Genomic DNA, 16,563 nt, shown 5'->3' with positions numbered 1-16,563 from the left:
TAGTGTCCCCATCGTCTAGAGGCCTAGGACATCGCCCTTTCACGGCGGTAACCGGGGTTCGAATCCCCGTGGGGACGCCAATTTTTTTAGTGTTACCACTAGAAAATACAGTTAAAAAGCCATACTAATTTAGTATGGCTTTTTTGTTTTTGTGGCTTTATAAATTCTCATTGCCGTTTTTTGCTCGTGCGCTTTTTTTGTTATGGGCTTCTTTTCTTATGCGGTTTTTAGCGGTAACCTCAATTTGTTGCAAAGCCATTTTTGCTAAGGTTTTGCCAAATACACCTGCGCAAACTGCAAATCCTCTGGAAACGTCAATTTGATATTGCTATGACTGCCTTCCACCAATAACGGCTGTTTGCCAAAATGCTCAAATAAACTGGCTTCATCGGTAAACGCAATCGTTTGCTCAATGGCTTGGATTAGATAATCATACAGTGTTGGCAATGGAAAAATCTGCGGGGTTTGTGCTAGCCACAACTGACTGCGATCAAGCGTTTTTTGTGCCAACACTTGGTCTTGTGAATGGATGATTTGTTTGACCGTATCACGCACCGGTACTGCTAATAAGCCACCCGCCGACTGTTGCGAAAATTGCTGTGTGGTCTGTGTGATCAATTTTTCTATATCGCTCGGATTGACACAAGGACGCGCAGCATCATGAATCAGCACCCAATGATTATCATACGCATGATGACTAGCTTTTTCACTGAAGTCTTTGTCACTGAGCGGATTTTGATATTGTCGCCAAATCGTTTGCACGGCGTTAAACACCGAATTCATCCGCTCTTTGCCACCTATCACCCACTCGATTGGCATGCTAAAGTTAAGTGTTTTGGCAATCGTATCTTCTTCAGAAATCACCAAATAGCAACTGCTTAGCTGGTGGACTTTGCTTAGCGCCGCTATGCTGTGTTGGAGCACCGTCTGACTGCCAATATGGGTGTACTGTTTTGGCATCTGATTACCAAAGCGTTTGCCAACGCCTGCAGCGACGACCACGGTGTCAATCGTAAAGTTGTTAGATAAATTGGCAGGTATTGCGTTAAGTTCTGACATGGCGTCTTTTCAACAATAAAGTAAACAGTTGACAGTAAAAATTGAGACAAATATAACTTTGGCAGTTCTTATGCTTTTATGGGTGAGACGTGGCGGTATTGTGGGCATTCGGTGTGACCACATCGGTACTATACACACTGCTAGCAGTCGACATTTGCACAAAAGTTTCACCTTGTTTGATTAAACCTAAATCGGAGCGAGCATGTTCTTCCACTGCTTCAAGTCCGTTTTTTAAGTCTTTAACATCGGCAAGCAATACCTCATTGGCTTTTTGCTGATCCGTATTGATGGATTGCTGTTCGCTGATTTGTTTATTTAATGCTGCCAAATCGCCACGACCATTGGTGCCAAACCAATACTGGTATTGTAGACATACCAACACAATCACCGCAAAAATAATCATAAACAGTTGACGCAAATAAGTCATGACAGCACTCAATAATAAAAACTTTTGGCATAAAAAAACCTTACCCCACGCATTGTAGCAAATTCAATGTCATGGGTTAAGGTTTTTATCACTTCAATGCTTTATCAAGCTGCAAAATTTAAGCTTTTGTAGCTAAGCTTTTAAAGTTAGGCTTTTGGGTTGCGTAAACCGATAAACTCGTCAGCACCGTGGTAGCTTGCAGTGACCATCTGCTCGATACGAAGCAATTGGTTATATTTGGCAACACGGTCAGAACGGCACAGTGAGCCTGTTTTGATTTGACCTGCAGCTGTCCCCACGGCTAAGTCAGCGATGGTGCTGTCTTCAGTCTCACCTGAGCGGTGTGAGATGACGGTGGCATAGCCATTTTTCTTCGCTAGATAAATGGCGTCTAAGGTTTCTGATAAAGTACCGATTTGGTTAAATTTAATCAAAATCGCATTGGCAATGTGTTTATCGATACCTTCTTGTAGAATTTTTGGGTTGGTGACAAACAAATCGTCACCCACGAGCTGTACTTTGTCGCCCAATTTTTGCGTTAAGTACGCCCATCCATCCCAATCGCTTTCATCTAGACCATCTTCAATCGAGATAATTGGGTATTGGCTCACAAGACCTGCTAAATAATCCGCAAAACCTTCTGAACTAAAGGCTTTATTGCCTTCGCCTTCAAGTACGTATTGACCGTTCCCTTGCTCATTTTTATGGTAGAACTCTGATGAGGCACAATCAAGCGCTAAGTAAATGTCTTTACCTGCGGTATATCCTGCTTGCTCAATCGCTTGCATGATGACAGTAATCGCTTCTTCGTTTGAGCGTAAGTTTGGTGCAAAGCCACCTTCATCACCGACGGCGGTGTTCAAGCCTTGTTTTTTTAGCACAGATTTTAGGCTATGAAACACTTCTGTACCCGCACGCAACGCTTCACCGAAGCTGGTGAAATTAACAGGCTCAATCATAAACTCTTGGATATCAACAGTGTTGTCCGCGTGGGCACCGCCATTTAGGATGTTCATCATCGGCACCGGCATCGATAGTGATGTTTGCCCACGTAGGTTAGCAATGTACTGGTGAAGTGGCAGTTTTTGTGATTGTGCGGCGGCACGGGCTGCTGCTAAAGATACTGCTAAGGTCGCATTGGCGCCCAATTTTTCTTTGTTTTCTGTGCCATCAAGCGCTAATAATTTGTTGTCAATGTCTTGTTGTTTTGATACATCCATATCAACCAGTGATGAACGAATTTCACTATTGACGTTGGCAACGGCTTTTTTGACCCCTTTACCTAGATAGCGTGATGCGTCACCATCACGCAGCTCAAGCGCTTCACGTGAGCCTGTCGATGCACCCGATGGCGCGGCTGCACGACCGATAGTACCATCCGCTAAAATCACATCGGCTTCAATGGTTGGGTTGCCGCGTGAGTCCAAAATTTCGCGGGCAATGATATCTTTGATTTGGTTATTGGTGGTGGTTTCTTCAGCGTACATGGCGTTTCCTGTTTTTATTCAGTAAAAGTAAAATTTTCGCCATAATAGCATATTTTGGTAAGTTTTTTTAGTAGGATAGAAAACCATATTTTGTTAGACTCATCGTAATAAATATCTACTCATATAAGCGAAAATCGTAATGATTAAAACCTCTTTATCCATCACAACCCTATGCACTTTTTTGACGCTGACTTTGTTGGGTTGTCAATCAAAAATTTTATCAAACCCACCACCAATGGTCATTACTCATCCTGAAGTCAAAAAATCACTTGATATAAATAAGCCTAATCTTTCTAGCCCTTTAGTTGTTATGCCTAGCGTTCTTACTAAAGAGGGTTATCGTATTGCACCGATGGCAAAACTGACGGGTCCACTTAATCTAAAAGATAATTGCTTGATGATAGGTGATCAAGCGGTTGTTTTTCCAGCTGAAACCACGAGCTGGGATGCGCAAAACCAAATTCTAACTATAAGAAAAACCAAATACCGTTTAGGCGATACTATGTCCGTTGGTGGGGGTGAATATTCTTATGCAGCTCTACAGCCACAACCTAAAATCAATTGCAAAGTCGAAAAAGTATGGCTAATGTGACACTTTAAATCGAGTCAATCGCAGCGCATTGAGTAGTACAGAAATCGAGCTCAGCGCCATCGCCGCGGCCGCAATCATCGGATTGAGTAGCCCAAACGCCGCTAACGGTATACCAAGGCAATTATAGATAAACGCAAAAAATAGGTTTTGCTTAATATTACGCAGGGTTGCGCGGGCAATTGTGACCGCATAATCGACATGTTTGAGCGACTCGCCCATCAGCCTGGCCGTGGCGCTATGCTTGGCAATATCGGTTGCGCCTTCTACCGCAAAACTTGCGGTCGCCGTTGCCATTGCCGGAGCATCATTCACACCATCCCCGACCATTGCTACTTTTTTGCCTTGTTGTTGCCATTCATCAATGCGCTGTGCTTTGTCACGTGGCGACAGCTCGCCAAGCGCCTTGCTGGCGTTAATCTGCTGGGCTATATAATCCACCACCGATTGCTTGTCACCACTCATCACTACCACATCTAGATGATGGGCTTGCAGCGACGCAATCACCTTAACACTGTCTTGTTTAAGCTCATCGGCTAGCGCAAAGGCTGCCACAGGGGTGTCATCGATACTTACTGCCACTTGACTGGCAATTTGCCAAATGGGATTGGCTTGGGTAGTCGCTGCAGGCAACTGAAGATTGGCAAAACTTGGCGTGCCGATTTTCACCCGCCCAATAGTTGCTACCTGTGCCTGTATCCCCTGCCCGAGCACTGTCTCCACATGGCTTATGGTAAATGCCGCTGGACTTTGAGGCGTATCAGTCTGTTTATTGTAAAATTCAGCATAGTTCACTAGCGTGGTCGCAAGCGGGTGGTTCGCATGACGCTCGACACTGGCAACGAGCTGCAGCAGCGCTGCTTTATCTAAGTTAAACAGCTTTAGATTGTCATCTATCAGGTACGCTGCAGATAATTGGGGTTTGCCTTGGGTGATGGTGCCTGTCTTATCGAGTACTACCGTATCAATTGCGCCTGCCGCTTCTAAGGCTTGCGCATCTTTAAACCAAACCCCTGAGCGTGCTGCCACGCCCATGCCCGCCATGATGGCTGCCGGCGTCGCAAGTCCCAATGCACAGGGGCAAGCAATCACTAACACCGATACCGCGCGCATGAGTGCCGTGTCAAACGCGCCTAAGAACCAATAATTGGCAAAAAAAGTCAACAAAGCGATGGCAACCACCACCGGCACAAAGATACCTGCAACTTTATCTGCAATACGGGCAATGTGGGCTTTACTGCCTTGCGCGTCGTTGAGCGCTTGTATCATATCGCCAAGCCGTGTTTGGCTACCTTTGGCGGTGATTTGGTATTCAAAGCTGCCGTTTTCTACCATGGCACCTGCCAGCACCGTGCTGCCAATATGTTTAGATAGGGGCACCGACTCACCCGTCAAATGGCTCTCATCACACCAGCCTTCGCCAGCGGTGACGATGCCATCAGTGGCAATGCGAGTACCTGCTTTAGCACGTAAAATTTGACCAGCCGTGACTTGATCAAGGGGCAGGGTTTGCCACTGTGCATCTTGGCTTTGTGGATTGGGGCTTTTAACTTCCACTTGCTCAGGGGTGAGCGCTAATAGCAAATTGATGCTATTTAGGCTATGTTTTTTGGTACGGGCTTCTAGGTATTTCCCCATTTTGACAAAGGCAATTACCATCACACTGGCTTCAAAATACACATGGGCCATGCTATGCGCCATCCCATCATGCCCCATTTGGGCTGTGGTTTGCAGATAGCTCAACCAACTATAGGTCGAATACGCCCAAATTGTCAGTGTGCCCAGCACCACCAACACGTCCATATTGGCAAGACCGCCTTTGATACTCGCCCACGCACTTTTGTAAAACGGTATCGCCAAGCCAAACTGTACGATAGTTGCCAACACAAATTGTAGCCACAGCGGCGGCATCAGTGCGTGACTGCCTATCATCATGCCCGCCATGCCAATCAAAAAAGGCAGCAAGCAAATCCAAACCGCAATCAAGGTGTAGGGCGCTTTTTGCTCATAGGCTTCATGCGCAAATAGCGCGTTCTTCGGCTGCAATTTTGCCTCATAGCCTGTCTTTTTCACCCATTCTACAATCTGCTCGGCGTTGGTTTGTGATGCATCAAACTGCACCTGCGCCACTTCATTGGCATAATTGACATCGGCTTGCACTATCGCAGGCTTTTTATTGAGCACTTTTTCGATGCGGCTGGCACAGGCTTGACAAGTCATGCCATCGATATCAAGAATGACTTGCTCGGTATGGGCGTTGTCTGACGCGTGGGTGATCGATTGGGTAGTCATGATAGTGTCTGTCTTGTATGGAGTCCTTGTATGGTGTCTTTGTATGGCGTCGTTATACTACGTCAAAGCCAGCGTCTTCAATCGCTTCTTTAAGCGTGTTTTGTTGTGCTTGGCTGTCATCAAAGCTGATGGTTGCGCTGTTATGGTCTAGGCTGACATCGACAGATTTCACCCCTGCCACTTGATTGAGGGCATTGGTTACGCTTTTGACGCAGCCGCCACAAGTCATGCCTTGGATATTTAAGGTGATGGTTTGGGTTGTCATACTACGCTCCTTTTTTACGTTTACGTGGCTATTCTTTTAATTAATAAGCTTGTTTGCTAAGCCAGTCTTGCATTTGTTTGATTTCTGGCGTTTGCGCTTGTTTAATCTGCTTGGCGAGTGTTAGCATCGCTGGATTTTTACCATAGGTTTGCTCTATCGTTGACATATCAATCGCGCCTTGATGATGCGGTATCATACCCTTAGCAAAGGCGATATCAGGATTGGCGTCCATAGTTCCTTGCATCATGGCATCGTGGTTGCTCATGTCTTTTTGCTGATAGGCTTGCGTTATTTCTTTGGCATTGCTCGCCGCTACCTGACTTGATTCGTTTTTGTCCAACCAGTTTTGCATCACGCTGATTTCACTTTGCTGGGCATCGACGATTTTTTGTGCAAGGGCTTTCATCTCGGCATCTTTGCCATATTGCAGCTCCACTTTTGCCATCGCAATTGCGCCTTCATGATGCGGTATCATGCCTTTGGCAAACCCGACATCGGCATTCTTAGCTTGCACCCCTGCTGACATGGCTTGGTGCATTTTATTCATGATATCCATATAAGCCATGATATGCGGCGGCTGCGATTGTGACTGTGTATCCGCTGCCGAAGCCATATGATGCATTGACTGTGCTTGGGTCATGCTCGCATCGGCACTTCTCGCATCGATACTCATTGAATCGGTACTTGATGCCGTTGTTGCAGTTTGGGTGGTGTCATTTTTTGTACAAGCTGTCATACCTAGCGCCAATGCCACCACCCATGGCAAACCCACGATGTTATTCATATTCATATCCTTCAGGTTGCTTTTTTTATGTTCTTTGAAAAAAAAGATTGATTTATCACACTGTGGTATTACTATAAACCTTAACATTAGGTCAAGGTCAAGCAAAAAATGAATATTAATGAAGTCGCTAAATTGACTGAATTATCACCTAGGCAAATTCGTGAGTATGAGAAACTCGGTTTATTACAGACCATTCAGCGCACGGACAGTGGTTACCGTATTTTTAGCGATACCCAATTACAGCGTCTAAAATTTATCAAACATGCCCGTGATGTGGGATTTTCGTTAGCGCAAATTGAAGCGTTATTGGCTCTACAAGATAACAAGCAGCGTAGCAATGCCCAAGTCAAAGCGTTAACCCGCAATCACATCGATGAACTAAGCGATAAAATACAGCGGTTACAATCAATGAAAGCCACCCTGCAAGGATGGCACGATAGTTGTTTGGGAGATGGCTCGCCTACCTGTAGCATTTTAGAGGGCTTGCAAGATGGCGTACAAAATGGTTCAGTGACCAACCACCCTTGCCGCACCGAGCGTAGCCACTGAACAAACAATTTAAAAAAGTCTACCATCTTTTGCCAAATCACCCGCTAAAGTACGATTGTTGGCAGGGTTGGCAGGTGCCTCAATCGGGAACGGCTCGGTGATATAGTCAACATTGGTCAGCGCAGCTTTGAAGGCAAAAACTGACGTCTCGGTATCATCAAAGCTTACAATCACGCGATGATTTTCAGGTTCAAGATGCACTGCCTGAACCCCGCCGATGGTGGTTAAAGCTTTCATGACTTCCTCATAGCCTGCAGGGTCATTAATGCCTTTTAAATCGTACGCGACTGTTTGAATTGCCATAGTCATTCCTGTATTTATGCTGTGGGTTATAAAATATTGTTCTAGTCCTATAACCTAGCACTATAACATAGCCAAAAAAAAGCCTCGTTATCGATTGATAACATTTTAATAACAAGGCGTTGCAAATTTGTGTTAAAACTTGCGTAAAAATTAATGAGTATCTAACACCTCAAACCCTTTGACTAAGGTATCAAGCTGTTTTAACTGCGCTAAAAACGGCTCAAGCTGACTCAGCCGCAGCGCACAAGGGCCATCGCATTTGGCGATATCAGGATTTGGATGCGCTTCCAAAAATAACCCTGCCAATCCTGTTGCCATGCCAGCGAGTGCTAACGTGGTAATTTGCTCTCGGCGACCGCCTGCACTATCTTCACGCGCACCCGGCTGCTGCAAGCTATGGGTCACATCAAAAAACACGGGAACCTGCATTTTTTTCATAATGTCAAAGCCAAGCATATCAACAACGAGATTGTTATAACCAAACGCACTGCCACGCTCGCACAAGATGATTTTATCATTACCGGCTTCAAGGCATTTATTGATGATATGTTTCATCTCATGGGGTGCCAAAAACTGTGCTTTTTTGACGTTAATAATCGCACCGGTTTTTGCCATCGCTGCTACCAAGTCGGTTTGGCGACTCAAAAACGCGGGCAACTGGATAATATCCGCCACCGCTGCCACAGGCTCAGCTTGGTACGGCTCGTGTACGTCAGTGATAATGGGCACATTGAACGCTTTTTTGATGTCGCTTAGCCATTCAATGCCTTTTTCTAGACCTGGACCACGAAACGAGTACAAGCTTGAGCGATTGGCTTTATCAAAACTTGCCTTAAACACATAGCCGATATTTAAGCGTTTACAGATTTCAATATAGCTTTCAGCAATTTCAAATGCCAAATCTTTGCTTTCTAGTACATTCATGCCGCCAAACAGCACAAACGGTTGATCATTGCCGATGGTGATATCGTTGAGCTGAATATGGGATTGCGGTGTCGGTAAGTTAGTGGTCATAGGGCTCTCAGTATGTTGTTAAAGTTGTTATTGATTGTCACTATAGCATAATTGGCTAGATACGAAGCTGGCTAAAAACAAAAAACCACCTGTAACAGATGGTTTTTTGTGCGTCATAAATACTATTTTTTGGTTTGTTTCGCCGCCGCAACAAAGCTATTGAACAATGGATGACCACCGCGTGGCTGGCTGGTAAATTCTGGATGGAATTGTACCGCCACATACCAAGGGTGATTGGCAATCTCTACTGACTCAACCAAATGCTGTTTGGCTGAATAACCAGAAATTTTCATACCGGCATTTTCCAGCTGTTCGATATAGCGACCATTCATTTCATAGCGGTGACGATGGCGCTCAGTAATCACAGGACTGCCATAGATTTGGCGCAGTTTGCTGTCTTCCACAAGCTCGGCTTTTTGGGCACCCAAACGCATGGTACCGCCTAAGTCCGAGGCGTCACTACGTACTTGTAGTTCACCTTTTTCATCAAACCATTCTGTAATCAAACCAATCAATGGCGCTTTGGTTTTTTTATCAAACTCTGTTGAGTTGGCGTCAAGACCTAATACATTGCGCGCAAACTCAATGACGGCTAATTGCATTCCCAAACAAATTCCCAAATAAGGCACATTGTTTTCGCGGGCATAGCGAATTGCTTTCATTTTACCCAAGGTGCCGCGCTCACCGAATCCACCAGGGACAAGCACAGCATCGGCGGATTTAATATGCTCAAACAGGCTGTCATCGTTTTCAAGTTTTTCGGCATCGACATAGTCAATATTGACTTTGACATTGTTTGCCACGCCCGCATGTAGCAAGGCTTCATTGATTGACTTATAGGCATCAGGCAGTTCGACGTATTTACCCACCATCGCCACAGTGACGGTTTCTTGGGTATTTAACAACGCTTGGGTAAACTGGTGCCAATCACTCAAGTCCGCCTCTGGCGTATCTAACCCAAAGCGCTCACAAATCAAATCATCTAAATGCTGCGCGTGCAGGATACTTGGAATTTGATAAATAGATTTGGCATCTGGGCAAAGAATAACGGCACGTTGCTCAACATTGGTAAACGATGCAATTTTTAGGCGATTATCATCGCTAATGGCGTGTTCACTACGACAGATTAACACATCAGGCTGCAAGCCAATGCTGCGTAATTCTTTGACTGAGTGCTGGGTTGGTTTGGTTTTGCTCTCGCCTGCACTCGCGATATAAGGCACGAGGGTTAAATGCATCAGCATCGCATTGTTGCGGCCAAGTTCAACTTGCATTTGACGCACCGCTTCCATGAATGGCAAGCTTTCAATATCACCGACAGTACCACCGATTTCAATCATCGCAATATCGTAGCCTTCGCCACTGGCACGGATACGCGCTTTGATTTCATCGGTAATATGCGGAATGACCTGTACCGTGCCACCCAAATAATCACCGCGACGTTCTTTCTCAATCACTGCCGAATAAATACGCCCGCTGGTAAAGTTGTTGCGCTGCGTCATTTTTGAGTGGCGTAAAAAACGCTCGTAATAGCCCAAATCAAGGTCAGTCTCTGCGCCATCTTCGGTAACAAACACTTCACCATGCTGAAACGGGCTCATTGTACCTGGATCAATATTGATATAAGGGTCCATTTTGGTCATGGTGACTTTCAGACCACGCGCCTCAAGAATCGCAGCTACCGATGCAGCGGTGATACCTTTGCCAAGTGAAGAAACGACACCGCCAGTTACAAAGATGAATTTTGTCATGTTATCTATTTCGCTCGTTGGTAAAAAAGAATTTTACTCGAAAATGCCTAGGTTTAGCAAAAAATTATTTTTATCAATTCATTGATTGGCATAAAAAAATCCACTCATCGCTGAGTGGATTTTTTGATAGCAAATTCTAGTAAAGATTAGAATTTGTATTCGATACCAGTACCGATACCAAAACCGTCTCGGTCATCTTGACCTTCTTGCTCTAGATTTGAGTAGCCAGCGTATACATGACCCGTTGCATTGGCATTGAATGCATACTTACCACCTAATACTAAACGCTGTGCGTCCTTACCATCAACACCGCCAACATTTGAGGTCATTTCAGCTTGCGCGTAGGCTGTCCAAGGCGTTGCAGTTTTGTAGGTTGCACTTATTGCAGCCAAGTTTTCTTTGTCACTAGTGTCTAAATCAGTGATTTGATACAATGCGCCAAGACCAATTTGGTTATTTAAGTCATAGGCACCGCTTAAGCGAGTAGTATTGAAATCACCTGATTTGATGTAGGTTGCACCAGCACGGAATGGTTGATTTGCTGGTTCATACTTCACACCTACACCAAACGCTTCTGCATCTGTGGGTAAATCAGATGCGTTATCCTCTTTAAATGCATACATACCCATGAATTGAAGACCGTTGTAGGCTGGTGAAAAGTAAGCCATCGCATTGTTTACACGGTCACCATCCCAAGAGGCCGCATTGAAACCGTCGTATTGACCTACAGTTTGGCTAACGTAATTGATGTTGTCATCGATTGCAGACAAACGACCAGCAACCAAAGTACCATATTGTTTGTTAGATAGACCTAAATAAGTGTCACGTGAATGAAATTGATTTTGTGATTTGCCTTTCACAGTGCCACCGTTGTCACTATCAATTTCAACACCATACTCTAATTGGTATACCAAGTCAGTATTAGCTGTTAGTGCTTCGGCACCTTTAAAACCAATACGCGAGGCAGTAGAATTCAACTTAGTGGTTGATTCATCGTCAAAATCAGAATAATCAACTGTAACTAACGCTTTACCATAAACAGTTGGAGCAGCATGGGCAGCAGAAACTGAAAGTGCAGCGACGGCTGTGGCTAAAAGTAATTTTTTCATAGGACATCTCTATCAGGAAAAACAAATTTTAGATAACTGGTGACTTGTCAGCACCACTACCTCTCCGAACGACCAAAGCAAGAAAATCTTTACTTTGATTATTATTAATAGCGTCAACTATTAACTGTATAAGTCTAGCAATAAAGTATGAATATATTTACATTTTATTCGTACTAATTACTAAAAACATACTTCTAACTACTAGGATAACAATTTTGAAATATTTTGCAATAGTTTTTTTAATTTTTACGTGATTGTAAGTTTATTTTTAATCTTAGTGACATAATATTCTTTCTAGTATTAAATCATATTTTTTTTAATTAATTTTTTAGCGTTAATGAAAATAAAAAAGCTAACTAAAAAATTAGTTAGCTTTTACAGCAATCTAAAAGTTAGATATATTAGAACTTATATTCTAAGCCACCACCCACGATTGTTCTATCTGAAACATTATCAGTATCGATTTGTGCAGCGTACAAGTGACCTTTGGTAGCTTTGTTAAAGCTATATTCAGCACCTAACGCAACTTCAGTAGCATCACGGTCTTTCACGCCACTTTGGTTTGAAGTGTCAATATATTGTGCTTTAACCGCCCATGGCGTTGCCCCAATTTTGTATTTACCGCTTAACAGCCATGATTTCTCATTATCATCAGTGTTAAAGTCATAATTTTGATATAGCGCACCCAGTGTTAGACCATCAACCATGTTCATTTTGCCCATGTCTACTGAGCCCGCTAAACGCCATCCACTTGTATCTTTACCATATACTGAATTGTCATAACCTAAACCGATATATACACCATTTTGGTCATAGTTTACCATTGCAGAGTAAGCATTTTTCTTGTCACGATAGACGGCAGCTTTAGCTGGTGTACCTTTAGTGTAACCAATAATATCTTTACCAGTCACATCATAAATCGCTTGTGGTGCAACGGCTGCAACAGCTGGCGTAGCTACACATTTATCATCATCATTTTTAGAGCATTCATCGAGGCTCACCGCGCCTAAAAAAGTAACTGGCGTACCTACCAATGTTGGTGATTTATAAGCAATCACATTGTTAGCACGTTGTTCACCTGCCATTAGCTTGCCTAGCGCTACATTGTCATAATCATTGAATACATCAACACTACCTTTAGTTAGTTTAAATGGTGTGTCATGACGACCGGCAAGTAAAGTACCCATTGTATTGTGGGCTAAGCCAATAAAAGTATTACGTGAGTAAAATTGATTTTTACCATTTGTATCAGCATCAACATCAATACCGTATTCCAATTGATAGACTAATTTAGTCGTATCAGTAAGATCATCTTCACCTTTAAAACCAATACGTGAAGAGTTAGAGACTAATTTTGTACTAGAAGTATCATCATTTTTAGCAGTTTTATCATCAACATCTGTATATTCGCCAGTTAATAAGACTTTACCATATACAGTTGGCGCAGCATGGGCAGCAGTGATTGAAGCTAAAGCGATGGCTGAAGCGATTGCGATTTTTTTCATAAGGATTTCTCCACAATATCCTAGGTAAAACTACACAGATGCGTAGCAATTCTTTTGTATAGATAGATTTTGCCAACAATTTGTTACAAAACAATGAAACAGTTAACAGAATCTAAATTTAATTGTGAAATTAGAGTAATTCATTCTGAAACATTTTGCAATATTTTTATGCCATAAAAAAACCACCAGTTACAAATCTGATGGTTTTTATGATGTTAATATCTTTGCTAAATAAAAAACTTATTTTGCTTTTAAGTTTAGTCGTGCTTGATGTAGTAATGGTTCAGTATATCCGCTGGGTTGTACTGTACCTTTAAAGATAAGATCGCGAGCTGCATTGTATGCCCAAGTGTTATAGTCATTTGCCATTGGGATATAAGCCGGATCGTCTTTGCTTTGTTCATCGACCATTTTTGCCATACGTTTGAGCACGTCATCCACTTGTTGTGGTGTCACGACCCCATGCGCTAACCAGTTGGCAACGTGCTGGCTAGAAATACGCAAGGTAGCGCGGTCTTCCATCAAGGCAACGTCGTCAATATCCAGTACTTTAGAACAGCCAACGCCTTGGTCAACCCAGCGCGCTACATATCCTAAAATACCTTGAATGTTGTTTTCAAGCTCGGCAGTTTTTTGCTCATCTGTCCAGTTGGTATCCGTAGCAAGTGGCACGGTCAAAATGTCATCTAGCTTGGCAGGCTCGCGGTCTTTGATATTATCTAACACGTCCATGACGTTGGTTTCATGGTAGTGCATGGCGTGAAGCGTAGCACCTGTGGGTGATGGTACCCACGCACAAGTCGCGCCTGATTTTGGATGGTTGGATTTGGTGGCAACCATTTCTTTCATGTTGTCAGGTTTTGCCCACATACCTTTACCGATTTGCGCTTTACCAGGTAGACCTAATTTGACGCCTATGTCTACGTTCCAACGCTCATAAGCATTGAGCCAATCGGTATTTTTCATGTCGTTTTTACGGACAAAGGGACCGGCTTTCATACTGGTGTGCATCTCATCACCGGTACGATCCATAAAGCCTGTGTTAATAAAGATAACGCGGTCTTTGGCAACGCGGATACATTCTTTTAAGTTAACGGTCGTGCGGCGCTCTTCATCCATGATACCGACTTTTAAGGTATTCTCGGGTAGGTCTAACGCTTTTTCAACCGCGGCAAACAAGTCAACTGTAAATTGTACTTCTTCAGGGCCATGCATTTTTGGTTTTACGATATACATTGAACCTGTACGTGAATTGCTTAAGCTGTTTTTACCCAAGATATCTGGCAGGCTACACAGTGGTGTGATTAGCGCATCCATAATACCTTCATAAATTTCTTCTTGCTGACCTTCAAAATCGACTAAAATCGCGGGGTTGGTCATCAAGTGACCGACGTTGCGAATTAGCATCACTGAACGGCCGTGCAGGGTAACTTTGCCACCATCTGGCGCGGTGTATTCACGGTCGGGGTTCATGGTACGAGTGGTTTGTTTGCCATTTTTTTCAAAGCTGTCTTTCAGGTCGCCTTTCATCAACCCAAACCAGTTGCGATATACTTCTACTTTCTCTTCAGCGTCAACGGCAGCGACTGAGTCTTCACAGTCTTGAATGGTGGTAACCGCGGCTTCCATCAAGACATCTTTGATGCCTGCAGGGTCATCTTTACCCACATGGCTTGATGGGTCGATTTGGATTTCGGCATGTAAGCCGTTATTTTTCAGTAAAATACCCGTTGGATTGGCCGCGTCGCCTAGGAAACCTGCGAATTTTTCTGGCTGGGCTAGTGAGGTGGTTTTATCGCCTTGGCGTATCACTAATTTACCGTCTTCAACTTTAAAACCAGTGACGTCAGCATATTGACCCTCAGCTAAGGCAAAATTGCTATCCAAGAAGTTTTTGGCGTATTTTACAACTTCGCCGCCACGAACAGGGTTGTAGCCTTTGCCTTTTTCTGCGCCATTGGTTTCATCGATGACATCGGTACCATATAGCGCATCATACAAGCTGCCCCAACGCGCATTTGCTGCGTTTAGCGCATAACGGGCATTGCGTACAGGTACCACCAACTGTGGGCCTGCGATATGGGCGATTTCGTCATCCACGTTTTGGGTCTCAACCAAAAAGTCATCGCCTTCTGGCACGATGTAGTTGATGTCTTTTAAAAATTGGGTATAAGCGGCTTTGTCGATTTGACCGTTGTTAGCGGGGTTTTTGTCATGCCAGTCATCGATTTGGGTTTGAATCTCGTCACGTTTTGCCAACAATGCTTTATTACGGGGTTGGAATGTTTGGACAATTTTTTCAAATTCTTGCCAATATTTTTCGTTATCGATGCCCACGACTGGCGTAACTTCATTGGCAATGAAGTTATAAAGCTGTGTATCAATCGCTAGACTACCCTTTTGAACGCGTTCTGACATGGCATTTTTCCTTATGTTTTGACCTAAAATAGCAAAAAATTCACATTTGATTATACGAATATCATTTATAAAAATAAAGAAATAAAAACTATTTATTTTTTAAATAATCGTTATATATAAATTTTTGTGCTAAGGGTTTTATCGCTGATTTTTGGTAAAATATCATTTTATTAACGTGCCAATAAGTGAGTAACCCCTTGTCAAATTCCGCTCTTATCAACAACCCAGTACAAACGGACGGCAGTTTTGATGACTTAGCCGTCATTGACTTGGATAACGATAACTCTGTCTATCAGCCAAAACCCATTGATATCACCCCTGTTTTGGCGTTTTTGGGTTGTACGACGTCGGATAAATGGCTCAAAGCCGCCATGGCAGATTTGCCGACCATCATCCAAGATCATGCCAATTGTGAAAAAAAAGCCGCAGGCACCGCGATGAATTTGATTTTTCGCTATATGTCGCATACCGAGCTGCAGTTAAAGCTTGCTCAGCTGATTCGAGAAGAAATGCTCCATTATGAGCAAGTGATGGGATTGATGGCAGAGCGTGGACAAGCGTGGCAACATATTGCTGCAGGTCGCTACGCCGCAGGTATGCTCAAACATAAACGCACTTACGAGCCGCAAGCGATGATAGACACTTTAATTATTGGTGCTTTCATCGAAGCCCGATCGTGTGAACGTTTTTGGGCACTGTCACAAGTGATTGAGGATGAGCGTTTGGCAAAATATTATCGCTATTTGCTAAAATCAGAAAGTCGTCATTTTGAAGATTATTTGGCATTGGCGCAAAGTATCAGTGACGAGCCCATTGATGCGCGGGTGGCGTTTTTTCGTCAAGTAGAAGCGCAGCTTATCAATGAAACCGATGATGAATTACGCTTTCATAGTGGGGTACCCAGTTGGATTGCGTGAGGTTGGATTGCGTGAGGTTTTTGTAGACTGTAACGATAAAAAAAGCTAACCATCAAATGGGGTGGATGGTTAGCTATTACAATTTAATCCTTAA

15 protein-coding genes and 1 tRNA gene are annotated in these 16,563 nt (G+C 43.6%); 4 read left to right on the top strand and 12 right to left on the bottom strand.

Annotated features, from left to right (window positions below):
* Positions 1-4 precede the first annotated feature (4 nt).
* A tRNA-Glu gene (locus tag RT084_RS04030) sits at positions 5-80 on the top strand.
* A gap of 184 nt (positions 81-264) precedes the next feature.
* Here RT084_RS04030 and ispD read toward each other — a convergent pair.
* The 3 genes from ispD to eno form a co-directional block, all read right to left on the bottom strand.
* The gene (ispD, locus tag RT084_RS04025) at positions 265-1,059 is read right to left on the bottom strand and encodes a 2-C-methyl-D-erythritol 4-phosphate cytidylyltransferase (RefSeq protein ID WP_312383903.1); all 795 of its coding nucleotides are present in this window, start codon (positions 1,057-1,059) and stop codon (positions 265-267) included.
* A 76-nt stretch (positions 1,060-1,135) separates the two neighbouring features.
* Positions 1,136-1,486 (bottom strand): septum formation initiator family protein, encoded by a 351-nt coding sequence (locus RT084_RS04020; protein ID WP_076774942.1) that lies wholly within the window; start codon positions 1,484-1,486, stop codon positions 1,136-1,138.
* A gap of 146 nt (positions 1,487-1,632) precedes the next feature.
* Positions 1,633-2,973 (bottom strand): phosphopyruvate hydratase, encoded by a 1,341-nt coding sequence (gene eno / locus RT084_RS04015; protein WP_065262635.1) that lies wholly within the window; start codon positions 2,971-2,973, stop codon positions 1,633-1,635.
* A gap of 139 nt (positions 2,974-3,112) precedes the next feature.
* Between eno and RT084_RS04010 the strand changes: the two genes are divergently transcribed.
* The gene (locus RT084_RS04010; protein ID WP_065253194.1) at positions 3,113-3,565 is read left to right on the top strand and encodes a hypothetical protein; all 453 of its coding nucleotides are present in this window, start codon (positions 3,113-3,115) and stop codon (positions 3,563-3,565) included.
* Here RT084_RS04010 and RT084_RS04005 read toward each other — a convergent pair.
* From RT084_RS04005 to copM, 3 genes are read right to left on the bottom strand one after another with little or no spacing between them, the layout of a single operon-like run.
* Positions 3,557-5,854, bottom strand: coding sequence for a heavy metal translocating P-type ATPase (locus tag RT084_RS04005; RefSeq protein ID WP_312383901.1), 2,298 nt, complete (start codon positions 5,852-5,854; stop codon positions 3,557-3,559). The genes RT084_RS04010 and RT084_RS04005 overlap by 9 nt on opposite strands.
* A 52-nt stretch (positions 5,855-5,906) precedes the next feature.
* Positions 5,907-6,119, bottom strand: a complete 213-nt coding sequence (locus RT084_RS04000; RefSeq protein ID WP_312383900.1) for a heavy-metal-associated domain-containing protein — start codon at positions 6,117-6,119, stop codon at positions 5,907-5,909.
* Positions 6,120-6,159: 40 nt separating this feature from the next.
* Positions 6,160-6,903, bottom strand: a complete 744-nt coding sequence (gene copM, locus RT084_RS03995; protein WP_312383899.1) for a CopM family metallochaperone — start codon at positions 6,901-6,903, stop codon at positions 6,160-6,162.
* Positions 6,904-7,011: 108 nt separating this feature from the next.
* Between copM and RT084_RS03990 the strand changes: the two genes are divergently transcribed.
* The gene (locus tag RT084_RS03990) at positions 7,012-7,452 is read left to right on the top strand and encodes a MerR family DNA-binding protein (RefSeq protein WP_312383897.1); all 441 of its coding nucleotides are present in this window, start codon (positions 7,012-7,014) and stop codon (positions 7,450-7,452) included.
* 9 nt (positions 7,453-7,461) lie between these two features.
* Here the strand turns inward: RT084_RS03990 and RT084_RS03985 are convergent, their stop codons facing one another.
* The 6 genes from RT084_RS03985 to RT084_RS03960 form a co-directional block, all read right to left on the bottom strand.
* Positions 7,462-7,755 (bottom strand): heavy-metal-associated domain-containing protein, encoded by a 294-nt coding sequence (locus RT084_RS03985; protein WP_188874669.1) that lies wholly within the window; start codon positions 7,753-7,755, stop codon positions 7,462-7,464.
* Positions 7,756-7,905: 150 nt separating this feature from the next.
* The gene (gene kdsA / locus RT084_RS03980; RefSeq protein WP_312383895.1) at positions 7,906-8,769 is read right to left on the bottom strand and encodes a 3-deoxy-8-phosphooctulonate synthase; all 864 of its coding nucleotides are present in this window, start codon (positions 8,767-8,769) and stop codon (positions 7,906-7,908) included.
* A gap of 122 nt (positions 8,770-8,891) precedes the next feature.
* Positions 8,892-10,520: a CTP synthase gene (locus tag RT084_RS03975; RefSeq protein ID WP_065262630.1), complete on the bottom strand. Its 1,629-nt coding sequence runs from the start codon at positions 10,518-10,520 to the stop codon at positions 8,892-8,894.
* Positions 10,521-10,666: 146 nt separating this feature from the next.
* Positions 10,667-11,629 carry a porin gene (locus RT084_RS03970; protein WP_312383894.1) on the bottom strand — a complete coding sequence of 321 codons (963 nt, stop codon included), beginning with the start codon at positions 11,627-11,629 and terminating at the stop codon, positions 10,667-10,669.
* A gap of 401 nt (positions 11,630-12,030) precedes the next feature.
* Positions 12,031-13,134 (bottom strand): porin, encoded by a 1,104-nt coding sequence (locus tag RT084_RS03965; protein WP_312383893.1) that lies wholly within the window; start codon positions 13,132-13,134, stop codon positions 12,031-12,033.
* Between the two features lie 240 nt (positions 13,135-13,374).
* A complete protein-coding gene (locus RT084_RS03960) occupies positions 13,375-15,552 on the bottom strand; it encodes a malate synthase G (RefSeq protein WP_312383891.1) in 2,178 nt (725 codons plus the stop codon).
* Between the two features lie 215 nt (positions 15,553-15,767).
* Here RT084_RS03960 and RT084_RS03955 point away from each other — a divergent pair, with 215 nt between their 5' ends.
* Positions 15,768-16,469 carry a MiaE family protein gene (locus tag RT084_RS03955; protein ID WP_409418403.1) on the top strand — a complete coding sequence of 234 codons (702 nt, stop codon included), beginning with the start codon at positions 15,768-15,770 and terminating at the stop codon, positions 16,467-16,469.
* Positions 16,470-16,563: the final 94 nt, after the last annotated feature.

This window comes from Moraxella sp. CTOTU48717, assembly GCF_032057165.1.
Taxonomy (GTDB): Bacteria; Pseudomonadota; Gammaproteobacteria; order Pseudomonadales; family Moraxellaceae; genus Faucicola; species Faucicola tetraodonis.
Note: the sequence above shows the minus strand (reverse complement) of the source record. Positions and strands in the feature narration are given on the sequence as shown.

What these genes read in the sequence shown, in the direction of transcription:
- RT084_RS03965 (WP_312383893.1), bottom strand. Translation starts at nt 13,134, where the DNA reads ATGAAAAAAATCGCAATCGCTTCAGCCATCGCTTTAGCTTCAATCACT.
- RT084_RS04020 (WP_076774942.1), bottom strand. Translation starts at nt 1,486, where the DNA reads ATGACTTATTTGCGTCAACTGTTTATGATTATTTTTGCGGTGATTGTG.
- RT084_RS04000 (WP_312383900.1), bottom strand. Translation starts at nt 6,119, where the DNA reads ATGACAACCCAAACCATCACCTTAAATATCCAAGGCATGACTTGTGGC.
- kdsA (WP_312383895.1), bottom strand. Translation starts at nt 8,769, where the DNA reads ATGACCACTAACTTACCGACACCGCAATCCCATATTCAGCTCAACGAT.
- RT084_RS03990 (WP_312383897.1), top strand. Translation starts at nt 7,012, where the DNA reads ATGAATATTAATGAAGTCGCTAAATTGACTGAATTATCACCTAGGCAA.
- copM (WP_312383899.1), bottom strand. Translation starts at nt 6,903, where the DNA reads ATGAATAACATCGTGGGTTTGCCATGGGTGGTGGCATTGGCGCTAGGT.
- RT084_RS03975 (WP_065262630.1), bottom strand. Translation starts at nt 10,520, where the DNA reads ATGACAAAATTCATCTTTGTAACTGGCGGTGTCGTTTCTTCACTTGGC.
- RT084_RS04010 (WP_065253194.1), top strand. Translation starts at nt 3,113, where the DNA reads ATGATTAAAACCTCTTTATCCATCACAACCCTATGCACTTTTTTGACG.
- eno (WP_065262635.1), bottom strand. Translation starts at nt 2,973, where the DNA reads ATGTACGCTGAAGAAACCACCACCAATAACCAAATCAAAGATATCATT.
- RT084_RS04005 (WP_312383901.1), bottom strand. Translation starts at nt 5,854, where the DNA reads ATGACTACCCAATCGATCACCCACGCGTCAGACAACGCCCATACCGAG.
- RT084_RS03985 (WP_188874669.1), bottom strand. Translation starts at nt 7,755, where the DNA reads ATGGCAATTCAAACAGTCGCGTACGATTTAAAAGGCATTAATGACCCT.
- RT084_RS03960 (WP_312383891.1), bottom strand. Translation starts at nt 15,552, where the DNA reads ATGTCAGAACGCGTTCAAAAGGGTAGTCTAGCGATTGATACACAGCTT.
- RT084_RS03970 (WP_312383894.1), bottom strand. Translation starts at nt 11,629, where the DNA reads ATGAAAAAATTACTTTTAGCCACAGCCGTCGCTGCACTTTCAGTTTCT.
- ispD (WP_312383903.1), bottom strand. Translation starts at nt 1,059, where the DNA reads ATGTCAGAACTTAACGCAATACCTGCCAATTTATCTAACAACTTTACG.